This window comes from Streptomyces sp. DT190, from assembly GCF_049846985.1.
Lineage (GTDB): Bacteria > Actinomycetota > Actinomycetes > Streptomycetales > Streptomycetaceae > Streptomyces.
In genome coordinates this window covers 89,439-103,491 of the sequence record NZ_JBNCNM010000003.1, presented here as the reverse complement: position 1 = coordinate 103,491, position 14,053 = coordinate 89,439, and the positions used below count along the sequence as shown (strand labels likewise).

At 72.7% G+C, this 14,053-nt stretch carries 13 protein-coding genes and 1 pseudogene; 4 read left to right on the top strand and 10 right to left on the bottom strand.

All coding sequences use genetic code 11. From position 1 onward, the window contains the following. Window positions 1-70 precede the first annotated feature (70 nt). The 5 genes from ACPXCS_RS07335 to ACPXCS_RS07315 all read right to left on the bottom strand — a co-directional run bounded on the left by ACPXCS_RS07335 (window position 71) and on the right by ACPXCS_RS07315 (window position 3,955). Window positions 71-463: a VOC family protein gene (locus ACPXCS_RS07335; RefSeq protein ID WP_425945301.1), complete on the bottom strand. Its 393-nt coding sequence runs from the start codon at window positions 461-463 to the stop codon at window positions 71-73. Then, window positions 460-762: an ArsR/SmtB family transcription factor gene (locus tag ACPXCS_RS07330; RefSeq protein ID WP_425945302.1), complete on the bottom strand. Its 303-nt coding sequence runs from the start codon at window positions 760-762 to the stop codon at window positions 460-462. The genes ACPXCS_RS07335 and ACPXCS_RS07330 overlap by 4 nt, the downstream gene beginning before the upstream one ends. Window positions 763-819: 57 nt before the next feature. Next, on the bottom strand, window positions 820-2,574 hold the full coding sequence (locus ACPXCS_RS07325; protein ID WP_425945303.1) for an NAD+ synthase: 1,755 nt from the start codon (window positions 2,572-2,574) through the stop codon (window positions 820-822). A 98-nt stretch (window positions 2,575-2,672) separates the two neighbouring features. After that, entirely contained in the window at window positions 2,673-3,293 is a 621-nt protein-coding gene (locus ACPXCS_RS07320) for a DUF305 domain-containing protein (RefSeq protein WP_425945304.1), read from the bottom strand. After that, window positions 3,290-3,955 carry a DUF3105 domain-containing protein gene (locus ACPXCS_RS07315; RefSeq protein WP_425945305.1) on the bottom strand — a complete coding sequence of 222 codons (666 nt, stop codon included), beginning with the start codon at window positions 3,953-3,955 and terminating at the stop codon, window positions 3,290-3,292. The genes ACPXCS_RS07320 and ACPXCS_RS07315 overlap by 4 nt, the downstream gene beginning before the upstream one ends. Window positions 3,956-4,142: 187 nt before the next feature. On the opposite strand from ACPXCS_RS07315, the gene ACPXCS_RS07310 reads away from it, so the two are divergent. Continuing rightward, window positions 4,143-4,583, top strand: a complete 441-nt coding sequence (locus ACPXCS_RS07310) for an RrF2 family transcriptional regulator (RefSeq protein ID WP_425945306.1) — start codon at window positions 4,143-4,145, stop codon at window positions 4,581-4,583. A 456-nt stretch (window positions 4,584-5,039) separates the two neighbouring features. On the opposite strand, the gene ACPXCS_RS07305 is transcribed toward ACPXCS_RS07310, so the two are convergent. Beyond that, complete coding sequence (locus ACPXCS_RS07305; protein WP_425945307.1) at window positions 5,040-6,227, bottom strand: globin domain-containing protein; 1,188 nt, start codon at window positions 6,225-6,227, stop codon at window positions 5,040-5,042. 293 nt (window positions 6,228-6,520) lie between these two features. Here ACPXCS_RS07305 and glnA point away from each other — a divergent pair, with 293 nt between their 5' ends. After that, window positions 6,521-7,882: a type I glutamate--ammonia ligase gene (glnA, locus tag ACPXCS_RS07300; RefSeq protein WP_114257364.1), complete on the top strand. Its 1,362-nt coding sequence runs from the start codon at window positions 6,521-6,523 to the stop codon at window positions 7,880-7,882. Between the two features lie 96 nt (window positions 7,883-7,978). On the opposite strand, the gene ACPXCS_RS07295 is transcribed toward glnA, so the two are convergent. The 3 genes and pseudogenes from ACPXCS_RS07295 to ACPXCS_RS07285 all read right to left on the bottom strand — a co-directional run. Then, window positions 7,979-8,605 (bottom strand): glyoxalase, encoded by a 627-nt coding sequence (locus ACPXCS_RS07295; protein WP_425945308.1) that lies wholly within the window; start codon window positions 8,603-8,605, stop codon window positions 7,979-7,981. Window positions 8,606-8,676: 71 nt separating this feature from the next. Beyond that, window positions 8,677-9,126: a VOC family protein gene (locus tag ACPXCS_RS07290; protein WP_425945395.1), complete on the bottom strand. Its 450-nt coding sequence runs from the start codon at window positions 9,124-9,126 to the stop codon at window positions 8,677-8,679. Window positions 9,127-9,177: 51 nt separating this feature from the next. Beyond that, window positions 9,178-9,575, bottom strand: a pseudogene (locus tag ACPXCS_RS07285) (pyridoxamine 5'-phosphate oxidase family protein); the annotation flags it as partial. 149 nt (window positions 9,576-9,724) lie between these two features. Here ACPXCS_RS07285 and ACPXCS_RS07280 point away from each other — a divergent pair. Further along, window positions 9,725-12,733, top strand: coding sequence for a bifunctional [glutamine synthetase] adenylyltransferase/[glutamine synthetase]-adenylyl-L-tyrosine phosphorylase (locus tag ACPXCS_RS07280; RefSeq protein ID WP_425945309.1), 3,009 nt, complete (start codon window positions 9,725-9,727; stop codon window positions 12,731-12,733). A 43-nt stretch (window positions 12,734-12,776) separates the two neighbouring features. On the opposite strand, the gene ACPXCS_RS07275 is transcribed toward ACPXCS_RS07280, so the two are convergent. After that, window positions 12,777-13,364, bottom strand: a complete 588-nt coding sequence (locus ACPXCS_RS07275) for a dihydrofolate reductase family protein (protein ID WP_425945310.1) — start codon at window positions 13,362-13,364, stop codon at window positions 12,777-12,779. 70 nt (window positions 13,365-13,434) lie between these two features. Between ACPXCS_RS07275 and ACPXCS_RS07270 the strand changes: the two genes are divergently transcribed. Next, window positions 13,435-14,013, top strand: a complete 579-nt coding sequence (locus ACPXCS_RS07270; RefSeq protein ID WP_425945311.1) for a TetR/AcrR family transcriptional regulator — start codon at window positions 13,435-13,437, stop codon at window positions 14,011-14,013. Window positions 14,014-14,053: the final 40 nt, after the last annotated feature.

Sequence of the window (14,053 nt, the reverse complement as noted above, 5' to 3'; positions counted from 1 at the left end):
GTACCACACAGCCCCGCCGATCTTCCCCCGTCGGCGGGGCTGTTCCCCTTCCGGGCCCGGGGCGCGGGGACTACTCCGGCTGCGTCGCGATCTGGATGAGGTTGCCGCAGGTGTCGTCGAAGACGGCGGTGGTGACGGGGCCCATCTCCAAGGGCTCCTGGGTGAAGTGGACGCCGAGGGCGCGCAGGCGCTCGTACTCGGCGTGCACGTCGGCGACGGCGAACTGCATCAGCGGGATGCCGTCGGCGGCCAGGGCGTCGCGGTAGGGCTTGACCGCCGGGTGGCCGGCGGGCTCCAGCAGCAGCTCGGTGCCGCCCGGCTCCTCCGGGGAGACCACGGTCAGCCACCGGTCCTGCTCGCCCACGGGGACGTCGTACTTCTTCACGAAGCCGAGGATCTCGGTGTAGAAGCGCAGGGCCTCGGCCTGGTCGTCGACGAAGACGCTGGTCAGGTGGATCTTCATGGGGTGCTCTCTTCGGCTCGGGAGGAGTCGGGCGCCGGCCATCGCTCGGTGATCTGCCGGAGCGGGGCCGTGTTCAGGTCGTGGAACTTGTAGCGGCCCTCCCGCCGGGTCTCGACCAGCCCGGCGGCCTCCAGCATCGCGAGGTGCTGGGAGACCGCCTGCCGCGAGAGGCTGAGCCGGTGCTTCATGCTCAGCCGCGAGCAGATCTCGAACAGGGTCTGCCCGGACTTCTCCGCGAGCTCGTCGAGGATGGTGCGACGGGTGGGGTCGGCCAAGGCTTTGAAGACGTCGTCGGCCACGACCCCAGCATAGGCAAGTATTCACTTGCCTATCAAGCACCCCCGCGCGCCCGCTCCTCAGACCGACTCGCGCCAGCCGTTCGTGATCGGCAGGCGCCGGTCCTTGCCGAAGCCCTTCGGGGAGATCTTCGTCCCCGGCGGGTACTGCCGCCGCTTGTACTCGGCCGTGTCGACCATGCGCAGGGTCTTCACGACCAGCTCCCGGTCGTAGCCGGCCGCGACGATCTCGTCCGCGCCGCGGTCCCGGTCGACGTACAGCTCCAGGATCGCGTCGAGCACCGGGTAATCGGGCAGCGAGTCGGTGTCGACCTGTCCCGGGCGCAGTTCCGCGCTCGGCGGCTTGGTGAGGGAGTTCTCGGGGATCGGAGGGGTCTGGCCGCGCTCCCGGGCCGCCCGGTTGCGCCACTCCGCCAGCCGGAAGACCGACGTCTTGTACACGTCCTTGATGGGGCCGTAGGCGCCGACGGAGTCGCCGTAGAGCGTGGAGTAGCCGACCGCCAGCTCCGACTTGTTGCCGGGGGCGAGGACGATGTGGCCCTCCTGGTTGGAGATCGCCATCAGCAGCGTGCCGCGCAGGCGCGACTGGAGGTTCTCCTCCGCCAGGCCCGTCAGGCCCAGCGAGCCCATGTAGGCGTCGAACATCGGCTCGATCGCGACCGTGCGGTAGTTCAGGCCCGTGCGGCGGGCCAGCTCGGCCGCGTCGTCCTTGGAGTGGTCCGAGGAGTACTTCGACGGCATCGACACGCCGTACACGTTCTCCGCGCCGAGCGCGTCGCAGGCGATCGCCGCGACCAGGGCCGAGTCGATGCCGCCGGACAGGCCGATCAGGACCGACGAGAAGCCGTTCTTCGCGACGTACGCCCGCAGGCCCACGACCAGCGCCGAGTACACCTCCTCGTCGTCGTCCAGGCGGTCCGCGTAGCCGCCCGTCAGCTCGGGCTCGTAGGCGGGCAGCGGCTCCTCCGACAGCACCACGCGGTCGATGCGCAGACCGTCGTCGACCACGCCCGTCGGGGCGTCGGCGGCCGCCGCGGGCAGGTCCAGGTCCAGGACCACGCAGCCCTCGGCGAACTGCGGGGCCCGCGCCACGACCTCGCCGTCCCGGTCGACGACGATCGAGTCGCCGTCGAAGACCAGCTCGTCCTGGCCGCCGATCATGGCCAGGTACGCCGTGGTGCAGCCGGCCTCCTGGGCCCGCTTGCGCACCAGCTCCAGACGCGTGTCGTCCTTGTTGCGCTCGTAGGGGGAGGCGTTGATGGAGACCAGCAGGCCCGCCTGCGCCGAACGGGCGGCGGGGACGCGGCCGCCGTCCTGCCAGAGGTCCTCGCAGATGGCCAGGGCGACGTCCACCCCGTGCACGCGCAGCACCGGCATGCTGTCGCCGGGCACGAAGTAGCGGAACTCGTCGAAGACGCCGTAGTTGGGCAGGTGGTGCTTGGCGTAGGTGAGGACCACCTCGCCGCCGTGGAGCACCGCCCCCGCGTTCTGCGGCGCGCCGGCGGGCTGGCCGTACTTCGGCTGGGCGGTCTCGCTGCGGTCGAGATAGCCGACGATCACCGGCAGCCGGCCGAGGCCCTCGTCGGCCAGCCGGGCGGCGAGCGTGCGCAGCGCCGCCCGGGAGGCCTCCACGAAGGACGACCTGAGGGCCAGGTCCTCGACGGGGTACCCGGTCAGCGCCATCTCCGGGAACGCCACGAGATGCGCTCCCTGCTCGGCGGAGTGCCGGGTCCAGCGGACGATCGCCTCGGCGTTCTGGGCGAGGTCGCCGACGCTCGAGTCGATCTGGTTCAGGGCGAGACGTAGTTGAGGCACGAGGCTCAGTGTAATCGTCAGAGCGACACAATGGGGTGGTGTGGGCCATCCCACACCACCCTTCAGGGCACACGGAAGGGCGAAGCGGGGCTTGCGCCCTACGACCGGGGCTCGGCGCCGCGTGCCGTGAGCAGGTCCGCCATCAGGGCGATCTCCGACTGCTGCGCGTCCACCATGCCCTGCGCGAGCCGCTTCTCCACCCCGACCGTGCACTTGTCCACACAGCCCTGCGCCATGTGGATGCCGCCCCGGTGATGGTCGGTCATCAGCTGCAGGTAGAAGACCTCGGCCTGCTTGCCGCTGAGCTCGCCGAGCTTCTTCATCTCGGTGTTCGTCGCCATGCCCGGCATCAGCGCGCCGTCCTTGCCGGAGGCCGTCGCGCCCATGTCCATCCAGGTCATCGGCGGCTCGGAGGACACCTTGGGCAGGCCCCACAGGTCGAGCCAGCCCAGCATCATGCCGCGCTGGTTGGCCTGGGTCTGCGCGATGTCGTAGGCGAGACGCCGGACCTCCTCGTCCTTCGTGCGGTCGCGCACGATGTACGACATCTCCACGGCCTGCTGGTGGTGCACCGCCATGTCACGCGCGAACCCGGCGTCCGCGGACGCGGCGGAGGGGGTGGTGGTGCCGCCGTCGTCCCCGGCGACGGCGTAGGTGATCGCACCGGCCGCGACGAGCGCCGTCGCCGCGGCCCCGGCGACCAGACCGACCTGCCTCACTGCGACAGCCCGTTGGTGCAGGCGGCACCCGGCTCGGGGGTCTGCTCGCCCTGGACGAACTTCTCGAAGAACTTGTCGACGTTCGGGTCGTCCGCGCCCGTCACGGTGCGCTGGTGCCCCCACGCCGAGAGCATGATCGGGTCCTTCTGGTCGTCCATCGGGCTCATCAGCGTGTACGGCGTCTTCTTCACCTTCGCCGCGAGCGCGTCGACGTCGGCCTTCTTCGCGGCGGCGTTGTACGTCACCCACACCGCGCCGTGCTCCAGCGAGTGCACCGCGTTGGTGTTGTTGATCTCCTTGGTGTAGACGTCGCCGTTGCAGTTCATCCACACCTGGTTGTGATCGCCGCCGACCGGCGGCTGGGTGGCGTACTTCACGGCCTTGGCGACGTGGTTACGGGCGAGCTCGCCCTCCCAGGTCTTCACGCCGTCCTTGCCGGTGACGAACCTGCCCTTGCCCGAGGAGTCGCTCGCCGCGGTGCCGCTGCCGCCGTCGTCCTGGGACCGCACGAGCACGACGCCGCCGGCGACCAGGCCGCCGACGATCACGACGCTGGCCACGATGGTGAGGATCCGGTTGCGGCGCTCACGGGCCTGCTCGGCGCGCCGCATCTCCTCTATCCGCGCCTTGCGTGCCGTGTTGCTCTTCTTGGCGGAGCCCATGAGGTGTCCTTCGCGGGAAAAGTGGGACGGTCGGGTGGCCTGATCGTAATGGGGGAGGCGGGGGCCCTCGTAGAGCGGCCGCGGGAAAGGGCCGAATCGATACGGCACCGACAGCTGCCCGACAGCTTCGGACCGCCGCGACCCGGATAATTTGAACCGGCCATACCCATTTACCTAGGCTGCCCGCATGCGGCTGCTGCGCTCCACCGACCTGGCCCTGCGGGTCCTGATGCGGCTCGCCGTGGCGGGCGAGTCGAGTCCGACGACCCGGGAGGTCGCGGACGGCATGGGCGTGCCGTACACCCACCTGGCGAAGGTCGTCGCCGAGCTGCAGCACCGGGGGCTGCTGACGGCCCGCCGCGGGCGCGGCGGCGGACTCGCCCTCACCGAGCGGGGCCGCGCGGCGTCCGTGGGCGCCGTGGTCCGCGCTTTCGAGGGCGACGGCGACGTCGTCGACTGCGAGGGCCCGACCCCCTGCCCCCTGAACTCCGCCTGCCGCCTGCGCGGCGCCCTGCGCCGGGCCCAGGAGGCCTTCTTCGCCTCCCTGGACCCGATCACCGTGGCGGACATCGCGGCGGAACCGACCGGGACGCTCCTCCTGGGGATCTCGCGGGGCGACCGGCCCTAGGAGGGCGGGCGGGCCCTCTGGTGGCGGCAGGGGGACGGCTCCTCGGCGGCGGGCGGCCCCTTGGTGGCGGAAGACCCATGGCGGAGAGCCCTCTGTAGGCGGACGGCCCCGTGGTGGCAAGGGGCCCCGTGGTGGCAAGGGGCCCCGTGGTGGCGGCGGGCCCCTGGTGCCGGCGGGCCCTTCGGCGGACGCCGGTTGCCGGGTGGCTCCCCCGCGGCGGGCTCCCGGGTGGCAACGGGTCCTTCGGTGGCCGTCGGCTCCCGGGGGGCGGCTGGCTCCCGGGCGGCCCTCCCGCGAGGCTGGATTGTCGGCGGCGGACGGCCCCCTGGTGCAGGCCCTTCGCGGACGGCCGGCTCCCGCATGGCGGCCGGTACCCGGGTGGCGGCCGGTACCCGGGTGGCGGCCGGCCCCCGTCTGCCGCCGGCTCCCGAGGGACGGCCGGCCCCCCCGGATGGCTCAGTCCCGCCCCGCCAGCCACAGGTCCGGGCCGAACACCTCGTAGTGGACGTCGGCCGGGGCCACGCCCTTGGTGATCAGCCGGGCCCGGACGGACCGCATGAACGGCAGCGGGCCGCACAGGTACGCGCGCGTGCCCGGGGCGACGGGGACCCCGGCGAGGTCCACCAGGCCGGTGCGGGCGCCGGCCGGGGCGTCCTGCTCGTACCAGAGGTGCACGGCCGCGTCCGGCAGCTTGCCCGCCCAGGAGGCGTGGTCGGCGCGCAGGGCGTGCGTGGCGGGGGAGCGGTCGCCGTGCACGACGGTGACCGGGGCGCGGTGCCCCGAGTCGGCCAGATGGGCCAGCATCGCGGTGATCGGGGTGATGCCGATGCCCGCCGAGGCCAGCAGCAGGGGCGTGTCGGGGCCGGCGTCCAGGACCAGGTCGCCGTAGGCCTCGGACAGCTCCAGGACATCGCCCACGTGCACGCGCGCGTGCAGGTGGTGCGAGACCTCGCCGTCGGGGGCGCCGCCGCCGTCCACCCGCTTCACGCTGATCTGCCGCAGGTCGGGCCCCGGCGCCCCGGAGAGGCTGTACTGCCGTATCTGCCGGGCGCCGTCCGGGAGGGCGACGCGCACGGAGACGTACTGCCCGGCGCGGAAGTCCCGCACGGGGCCGCCGTCGGCGGGGCGCACCCGGAACGTGACGACGTCCGGGGTCTCGGGGACCCGCTCGACGACCTCCCAGGGTCGCCAGGCCGGCCCGCCGCGCTCCTCGCGCAGCCGCTGCTCGACGGCGATCAGCGCGTTCGCCATCAGCCAGTAGACCTCGTCCCAGGCGGCGGCGACCTCGGGCGTGACGGCGTCGCCGAGCACGACCGCGATGGCGGCGAACAGGTGCTCGTGGACGATGCCGTACTGCTCCGGGGTGACACCCAGGGAGGCGTGCTTGTGGGCGATGCGGTGCAGCATCGCGTCCGGCCGCTGCTCCGGGTGGTCCAGCAGGTGCGCGGCGAAGGCGGCGATGGAACCGGCCAGCGCCTGCCGCTGGGTGCCGGAGGCCTGGTTGCCCCGGTTGAACAGGTCGCGCAGCAACGCGGGGTGGGCCTCGAACAGGCCGGCGTAGAAGCGCTCGGTGATCGTCTCCAGGGCCGCGCCGACGGCGGGCAGGGTGGCGCGGACGGTGGCGGCGGACTGCTCGGACAGCATCGGGGCTCCTCACGACTCGACTGCGCGCACGCTAATTAAAGTTGCATATGAGATGCAACTTTAGGGGCCGGGGGAGCGAAGCGGACCGGCCGTTACGGATGTCGGCGCGAGCAGGCACCATGGGCGGAAGAGCAGTCCACCCGCCGTACGCGGGTCGTCCGGTCCCCGCGGGTCGGGCGATCATGGTCCGCAACGCGTACGAAATGGTGGTGTGGTGGGATGCTCAGGTGCCCGACCGCCTCCCGTGGTACGGAAGACAGGCGGCCTGACCAGCAAGGATGGGGAAGCGGAAGATGGACAAGCAGCAGGAGTTCGTGCTCCGGACGTTGGAGGAGCGCGACATCCGGTTCGTACGCCTGTGGTTCACGGACGTGCTGGGCTTCCTCAAGTCCGTCGCCGTGGCCCCGGCCGAGCTGGAGCAGGCGTTCGACGAGGGCATCGGCTTCGACGGCTCCGCGATCGAGGGCTTCGCCCGGGTCTACGAGTCCGACATGATCGCCAAGCCGGACCCGTCGACCTTCCAGATCCTGCCCTGGCGCGCCGAGGCCCCGGGCACGGCGCGCATGTTCTGCGACATCCTCATGCCGGACGGCTCCCCGTCCTTCGCCGACCCGCGCTACGTGCTCAAGCGCGCCCTGGCCCGCGCCTCCGACCTGGGCTTCACGTTCTACACGCACCCGGAGATCGAGTTCTTCCTGCTGAAGGACCGCCCGCTGGACGGCTCCCGCCCCACCCCGGCCGACAACTCCGGCTACTTCGACCACACCCCGACCAACGTCGGCATGGACTTCCGCCGCCAGGCCATCACGATGCTGGAGTCGATGGGCATCTCGGTCGAGTTCTCCCACCACGAGGGCGCGCCCGGCCAGCAGGAGATCGACCTCCGGTACGCCGACGCGCTCTCCACGGCCGACAACGTCATGACGTTCCGCCTGGTCATGAAGCAGGTGGCGCTGGAGCAGGGCGTCCACGCCACGTTCATGCCGAAGCCGTTCTCCGAGCACCCGGGCTCCGGCATGCACACCCACCTCTCCCTCTTCGAGGGCGACCGCAACGCGTTCTACGAGTCGGGCTCGGAGTACCAGCTCTCCAAGGTGGGCCGCTCCTTCATCGCGGGCCTGCTGCGGCACGCGGCGGAGATCTCCGCGGTCACCAACCAGTGGGTCAACTCCTACAAGCGCATCTGGGGCGGCGCGGAGCGCACGGCGGGCGCGGGCGGCGAGGCGCCGTCGTACATCTGCTGGGGCCACAACAACCGCTCGGCGCTGGTCCGGGTCCCGATGTACAAGCCCGGCAAGACCGGCTCGGCCCGCGTCGAGGTCCGCTCCCTCGACTCCGGTGCGAACCCCTACCTCGCCTACGCCGTCCTGCTGGCCGCCGGCCTCAAGGGCATCGAGGAGGGCTACGAACTCCCGCCGGGCGCGGAGGACGACGTCTGGGCCCTGTCCGACGCGGAGCGCCGCGCGATGGGCATCGAGCCGCTCCCGCAGAACCTGGGCGAGGCCCTGACCCTGATGGAACGCAGCGACCTGGTCGCCGAGACCCTGGGCGAGCACGTGTTCGACTTCTTCCTGCGCAACAAGCGGCAGGAGTGGGAGGAGTACCGCAGCGAGGTCACGGCGTTCGAGCTGCGGAAGAACCTTCCGGCGCTGTAAGGGCAGGCCGAGGCGGGTTTCCCGCCGACTCGGCGGAGGGGGCCGGCGGTCGCGGACCGTCGGCCCCCTCCGAAGGCTCTGTCCGGGCCCCGGCCGTCACAGCGACGCCGTCTGCGGTGATGCCTCCCACGCGAAACCGTCCGGGTCCGTGAACGCCCCGGCGTCGCCGCCGATGACCAGGCGGTGGGAGCCGGTGCCGTCGGGGGAGACGCCGGCGACCTTGGCCAGGCCGCTGCGCTTGTAGAGCGACAGCTTGACGGGGCCCGGCCCGGTCTCGAACTCGACGTACTTGCCGCCGAAGCTCTTCCCCACGGCGAGGCCGTGCTCGACGTAGAACCGCTTGGACGCCTTCACGTCCGCCACGCCGAGCAGGAGCACGATCTCGTCGAACTCCCGCCGGGCCGGGCCGGTGTCCTTCTTCGACGACGAGGCGAGCTGCCAGATCGTGCCGTCCGGGGCCTGCACCACGCCGCCGTAGCCCCACAGGGACTTCGCGGGGGGCTTCAGCGTCGTGGCACCGGCCGCCACGGCCGCCTCGGCCAGGGCGTCGACGTTGCCCGGCTGGGAGGTCACGAGGGACAGCGTGAAACCGCGGAAGCCGGTCGTCGGCGCCTGGGAGGCCCGCAGGCCCAGCTGGCCGTCCAGGCCGAAGGCGGTGGCGTAGAAGCGTTCGGCGGCGGCGGGGTCGGCCACTTCGAGGGTGACGCGTGCGATGGAGGTCATGACCGCGACGCTACGGGCGGCCCGCGCGTGCCGCTTCTCGATTCCTGACCGGTCGGACCGCACCCCGCCCCTCAGGCCTCCCGCTGCCGCTTCTGGTTCGCCAGCAGCTCGTGCAGCGGCTCCGACGCCCGCCGCCGGTACTCCTGCACCGCCCAGCCGTTGCCGTCCGGGTCCTGGAAGTGCATGAACGTGGCGCCGTCGTCCGGGGTGTACTGGACCGGCTCCGAGATCTCCAGGCCGCGGGCCACGAACTCGGCGTGCGCCGCCTTGATGTCCGCGACGCACAGCTGCAGGCCCTGGTAGGAGCCGGGGGCCGGGGTCGGGCCCGGGGTCATCTCCCAGAGCGAGTCGCCGAGGGCGATCGAGCAGCCGGAACCCGGAGGCGTCAGCTGGACGATCCGCATCCCCGGCATGACCTCCTGGTCGATGTCCACGTGGAAGCCGACCTTGTCCCGGTAGAAGTCCCGGGCCCGGTCGATGTCCGTCACGGGCAGCGGGATGACTTCGAGGGTGATGTCCACGGCGTGACTCCTTCGTCGGGCGGCATCGGCGCCGGGCGCCGGGCGTCGGTCGAACGGCCACCGCGTCCGGCTGAACGGCTCCCCCTCACCGAAGCCGAAAACGGTCCGCGGCGCCACCGAGTAGACGGCCGCGCGCCCCGGGCCGTGGTGGAAATGGCCCTCCCGTACCTCGACGTGCCGGAAGCCGCCGTAGTTCTCCTCCCACCCGGTGGCCAGGTGCCGTAGCCGCGCCTCGTCCGTCACCCGCACCGCCCCACCCTCGACCACCAGGCCGTAGCCCTGGTACCTGTGGTCGGCACGACGTGCGGGCGTCCGTCCGGCCGTACGGTCGAGATCCGGAACAGCTCGGCCGCCACGAGCCGGGCCCGCGCCTCCTCCCAGGCCGCGGCCGAGGCCGTCTTGCCGCTGTACCGCCGGTGCGGGCGGGTCCGCGGGTGCGGGGTGGTCATGGGGAAACCGCCAGGCCTGTGGTCCTCTCCAGGGGGACCCCGTCCGCCTGCCGAACTCATCGGCGCTTCCCCCGGGACCTGCGGTTAGGCTCAAAGCCGTACGACCTTGATCCGATGCAGGCCCGAGAAAGAGTGCGAGGGAGGCCCGGATGACGGCGGCCCCGGGGCGCAGGAGCAGTACCTTCACACGGCTGCTGCGGCACGGCTTCACCGACGCCTCCGCCGCCGAGCGGCTCCTGGACAGCGTCGAGCTCGCGCCCCTGCGCGACGACCCGGTGCTGCTGGACGCGCTGGGCGCGACCGCGGACCCCGATCTCGCGCTGCTCGGCCTCGTCCGGCTGCTGGAGGCCCAGCCGCACGAGGGCGCCCGCCGGGAACTGCTCGACACGCTGATCTCGGCCAAGCCGCTGCGCGACCGGCTCCTCGGCGTCCTCGGCGCCTCCACCGCCCTCGCCGACCACCTCACCCGGCACCCGGACGACTGGCAGGCCCTCGTGACCTACGAGGCGCGGGACCTGCACCCCGGGGTGGCGGAGTTCGAGGCCTCCCTCGCGCAGGCCACCGACCCGGTGACGCTGCGCGTGGCCTACCGGCGCTGCCTGCTGTCCATCGCCGCCCGCGACGTGTGCGGCACGACCGGCGTCGCCGAGTCCGCCGCCGAACTCGCCGACCTGGCCACCGCCACCCTGCGCGCGGCCCTCGGCCTCGCCCGGGCCGCCGCGCCCGAGGACGACGCGCTGTGCCGGCTCGCCGTCATCGCGATGGGCAAGTGCGGCGGCCACGAGCTGAACTACGTCTCCGACGTCGACGTCATCTTCGTCGGGGAGGCCGCCGAGGGGGCCGACGAGACCAAGGCGATCCGCGCCGCGACCCGGCTGGCCTCGCACATGATGCGGATCTGCTCGGAGACCACCGTCGAGGGCTCCATCTGGCCCGTCGACGCCAACCTCCGACCCGAGGGCAGGAACGGCCCCCTGGTGCGGACCCTGGCCAGCCACCTCGCCTACTACCAGCGCTGGGCCAAGACCTGGGAGTTCCAGGCGCTGCTCAAGGCCCGCCCGGTCGCCGGCGACCCGGAGCTCGGCGCGGAGTACGTCGACGCCGTGCAGCCCCTGGTGTGGAAGGCCGCCGAGCGCGAGAACTTCGTCCCGGACGTGCAGAAGATGCGCCGCCGGGTCGTGGAGAACATCCCCGCCGCCGAGGTCGACCGCCAGCTGAAGCTGGGGCCGGGCGGCCTGCGGGACGTCGAGTTCGCCGTGCAGCTGCTCCAGCTCGTGCACGGCCGCGCCGACACCTCGCTGCGCAGCGGCACGACCCTCGACGCCCTCAAGGCCCTCGCCGCCGGCGGCTACGTCGGCCGGGCGGATGCCGCGCAGCTCGACGAGGCCTACCGCTTCCTGCGCACCCTGGAGCACCGCATCCAGCTGTTCCGGCTGCGGCGGACCCATCTCGTGCCGGAGGACGAGGCGGAGCTGCGCCGCATCGGCCGTTCCCTGGGCCTGCGCACCGACCCGGTCGCCGAGCTGCACCGCGAGTGGCGGCGGCACGCCACCGTGGTGCGCCGGCTGCACGAGAAGCTGTTCTACCGGCCGCTGCTCGACGCGGTCGCCCAGCTCGCGACCGGTGAGGCCCGGCTGAGCGCCGAGGCGGCCCGGGAACGCATGGTCGCCCTCGGGTACGCCGACCCGGCCTCCGCCCTGCGCCACCTGGAGGCGCTGGCCTCCGGCGTCACCCGCAAGGCCGCCATCCAGCGCACCCTGCTGCCCGTGCTGCTCGGCTGGTTCGCCGACTCGGCCGATCCGGACGCGGGCCTGCTCAACTTCCGCAAGGTGTCCGACGCCCTCGGCAAGACGCCCTGGTACCTGCGGCTGCTGCGGGACGAGGGCGCCGCCGCGCAGAACCTCGCCCGGGTGCTGTCCGCCGGTCGTCTCGCCCCCGACCTGCTGATGCGGGCGCCCGAGGCGGTCGCGCTGCTCGGCGACGGGGACGGCAGCGGTCTGGAGCCCCGGCCGCGGGCCCATCTGGAGCAGGAGATACGCGCCGCGGTGAACCGGGCCGACGGAGCCGCCCAGGCGGTCACGGCCGCGCGCGGAGTGCGCCGCCGCGAACTGTTCCGCACGGCCGCCGCCGACATCGTCGGCTCCTACGGCACCGAGGAGCAGCCCGCCGAGGCCGACCAGGGCGCCCTGGTGGACCGGGTCGGGGCGGCGGTGTCGGACCTGACCGCCGCGACCCTGGCCGGCACGCTCCGCGCGGTCGTGAGGGACGGCTGGGGCGACGAGCTGCCCACCCGGTTCGCGATCATCGGCATGGGCCGGTTCGGCGGCCATGAACTGGGCTACGGCTCCGACGCGGACGTGCTGTTCGTGCACGAGCCGCGCGAGGGCGTCGACGAGCGGGAGGCGTCCCAGGCGGCGAACAAGGTCGTCTCCGAGATGCGCCGCCTGCTGCAGATCCCCAGCGCCGACCCGCCCCTGCTCATCGACGCCGACCTGCGCCCGGAGGGTAAGTCGGGACCGCTGGTGCGCACCCTGACCTCGTACGCGGCGTACTACCGCCGGTGGTCCCTGACCTGGGAGTCGCACGCCCTGCTGCGGGCCGAGCCGGTCGCCGGCGACGAGGACCTGGGGCGCCGCTTCGTCGAGCTGATCGATCCGCTGCGCTACCCGGCGGACGGTCTGGGCGACGAGGCCGTGCGGGAGATCCGGCGGCTGAAGGCCCGCATGGAGCGGGAGCGGCTGCCGCGCGGCGCCGACCCGAAGCTGCACGCCAAGCTCGGCCCGGGCGGGCTGTCCGACGTGGAGTGGACCGTGCAGCTGCTCCAGCTGCGGCACGGTGCCCGGGAACCCGGTCTGCGCACCACCCGCACCCGTGAGGCCCTGGCCGCCGCCCGGTCGGCCGGGCTCATCACCGACGAGGACGCCGCGACGCTCGACGAGGCCTGGGTCCTGGCGACGCGGGTCCGCAACGCGGTGATGCTGGTACGCGGCCGGGCCGGCGACACGTTCCCCTCCGACCCGCGCGAACTGGCCGCCGTCGGCCGGTACCTGGGCTACAACCCGGGCCACGTCGGCGACATGCTCGACGCCTACCGCCGCACGGCCCGCCGGGCACGCGGCGTGGTGGAGGAGCTGTTCTACGGCATCGCCGAACGCTGACCCGCCTCCGCCCGGGGCGCTCCCGCCTCGGGCCACGACTGGCTCAGCGACGGGCGAGGCGGGTGAGGGTGACGCCGTTGGGAAAGGCGGTGCGCTCGGCGACGCGGAACACGGTGGGATCGAAGGCGCCGTCGAAGGCCGGGGTGCCCGCGCCGGCGACGACCGGGTAGCTCTTGACCACCAGCTCGTCGATCTCGGGCAGCAGGGCCCCGGCCAGCTTGCCGCCGCCGCAGAGCCAGATGTCCAAGCCGGTGTCCGGCTCCCGCTTGAGCGCGCGGACGAGGGCGAGCGGCTCGCGCGGCACGACGGTGACCTCCGGGTCGACGTCCGCTTCGAGGGTGCTGGAGACCACGTACTGGCGCAGGTGCCCGTACGGGCTGGTGCTCCCGTTCGGGTCGCGGTAGGTGGTGCGGCCCATGAGGACGGTGTCGAAGTGGCGGTTGGGTGCGTCGGTGAGGCCGACGGCGGCGCGGTAGGCGGTCGGGACGGTCTCCGGGTACAGGGCGTTGACCCAGGCGCCGTAGGCCGCGCTCTGCTCCTCGTCACCGGCCGGGAAGAAGTCGTACTCGCCGCGGGGGCCGGCGATCCGGCCGTCGAGGGTGAGAGCGACAAAGTAGACGAGCTTTCGCACGTGATGGACTCCATCCGTAGTACTCTGTATGTAGTGCTCTGAAGTTAGTACTACGTCTGGAGTGGTGTCAATGGTGAGACGGAACGACCAGCGGCGCGCCGCCCTCGTGGACGCGGCGATCGAGGTCCTGGCCAGGGAGGGTGCCCGGGGCCTGACGTTCCGGGCGGTGGACACCGAGGCCGGCGTGCCCGCCGGGACGGCGTCCAACTACTTCGCCAACCGGGACGACGTACTGACCCAGGCCGGTGCCCGGGTCTACGAGCGGCTGCAGTCCCTGGAAGAGACGAGCGCCGACCGGCGTCCGGCCGGGCGCGACCGGGAAGCCTATGCGGAGGTGATGCGGGAGATCGTCGGCCGGGTCGCCGCCTTCCGCAGCGGCTACCTCGCCCTGCTCGAACTGCGACTGGAGGCCACCCGCCGCCCGGAACTGCGCAAGGTCCTCACCGAGCGGGTCCGCGCCGACATCGACGCGAACATCGCCCACCACGAGGCCTCCGGCCTCCCCGGCGACGCCATGGCCGTCAAACTGCTGATCCTGACCTTGAACTGGCTCATCGTCGAGCAACTCACCCTGCCCGACGTCTTCTCGGAGGAGGAGCGCGAGCGCCTGGTGGCGGCGGCCGTCGAGCGCCTCGTGTCCGCGCCGTAGCCGGGCGGACGCCCGGTGTGCCGGGTCGTGCCGGGTGGGC

Coding starts and splice junctions, on each gene's coding strand:
- ACPXCS_RS07305 (WP_425945307.1), bottom strand. CDS start 6,227: ATGCTGTCCGAGCAGTCCGCCGCCACCGTCCGCGCCACCCTGCCCGCC.
- ACPXCS_RS07270 (WP_425945311.1), top strand. CDS start 13,435: ATGGTGAGACGGAACGACCAGCGGCGCGCCGCCCTCGTGGACGCGGCG.
- ACPXCS_RS07310 (WP_425945306.1), top strand. CDS start 4,143: ATGCGGCTGCTGCGCTCCACCGACCTGGCCCTGCGGGTCCTGATGCGG.
- ACPXCS_RS07295 (WP_425945308.1), bottom strand. CDS start 8,605: ATGACCTCCATCGCACGCGTCACCCTCGAAGTGGCCGACCCCGCCGCC.
- ACPXCS_RS07280 (WP_425945309.1), top strand. CDS start 9,725: ATGACGGCGGCCCCGGGGCGCAGGAGCAGTACCTTCACACGGCTGCTG.
- ACPXCS_RS07335 (WP_425945301.1), bottom strand. CDS start 463: ATGAAGATCCACCTGACCAGCGTCTTCGTCGACGACCAGGCCGAGGCC.
- glnA (WP_114257364.1), top strand. CDS start 6,521: ATGGACAAGCAGCAGGAGTTCGTGCTCCGGACGTTGGAGGAGCGCGAC.
- ACPXCS_RS07315 (WP_425945305.1), bottom strand. CDS start 3,955: ATGGGCTCCGCCAAGAAGAGCAACACGGCACGCAAGGCGCGGATAGAG.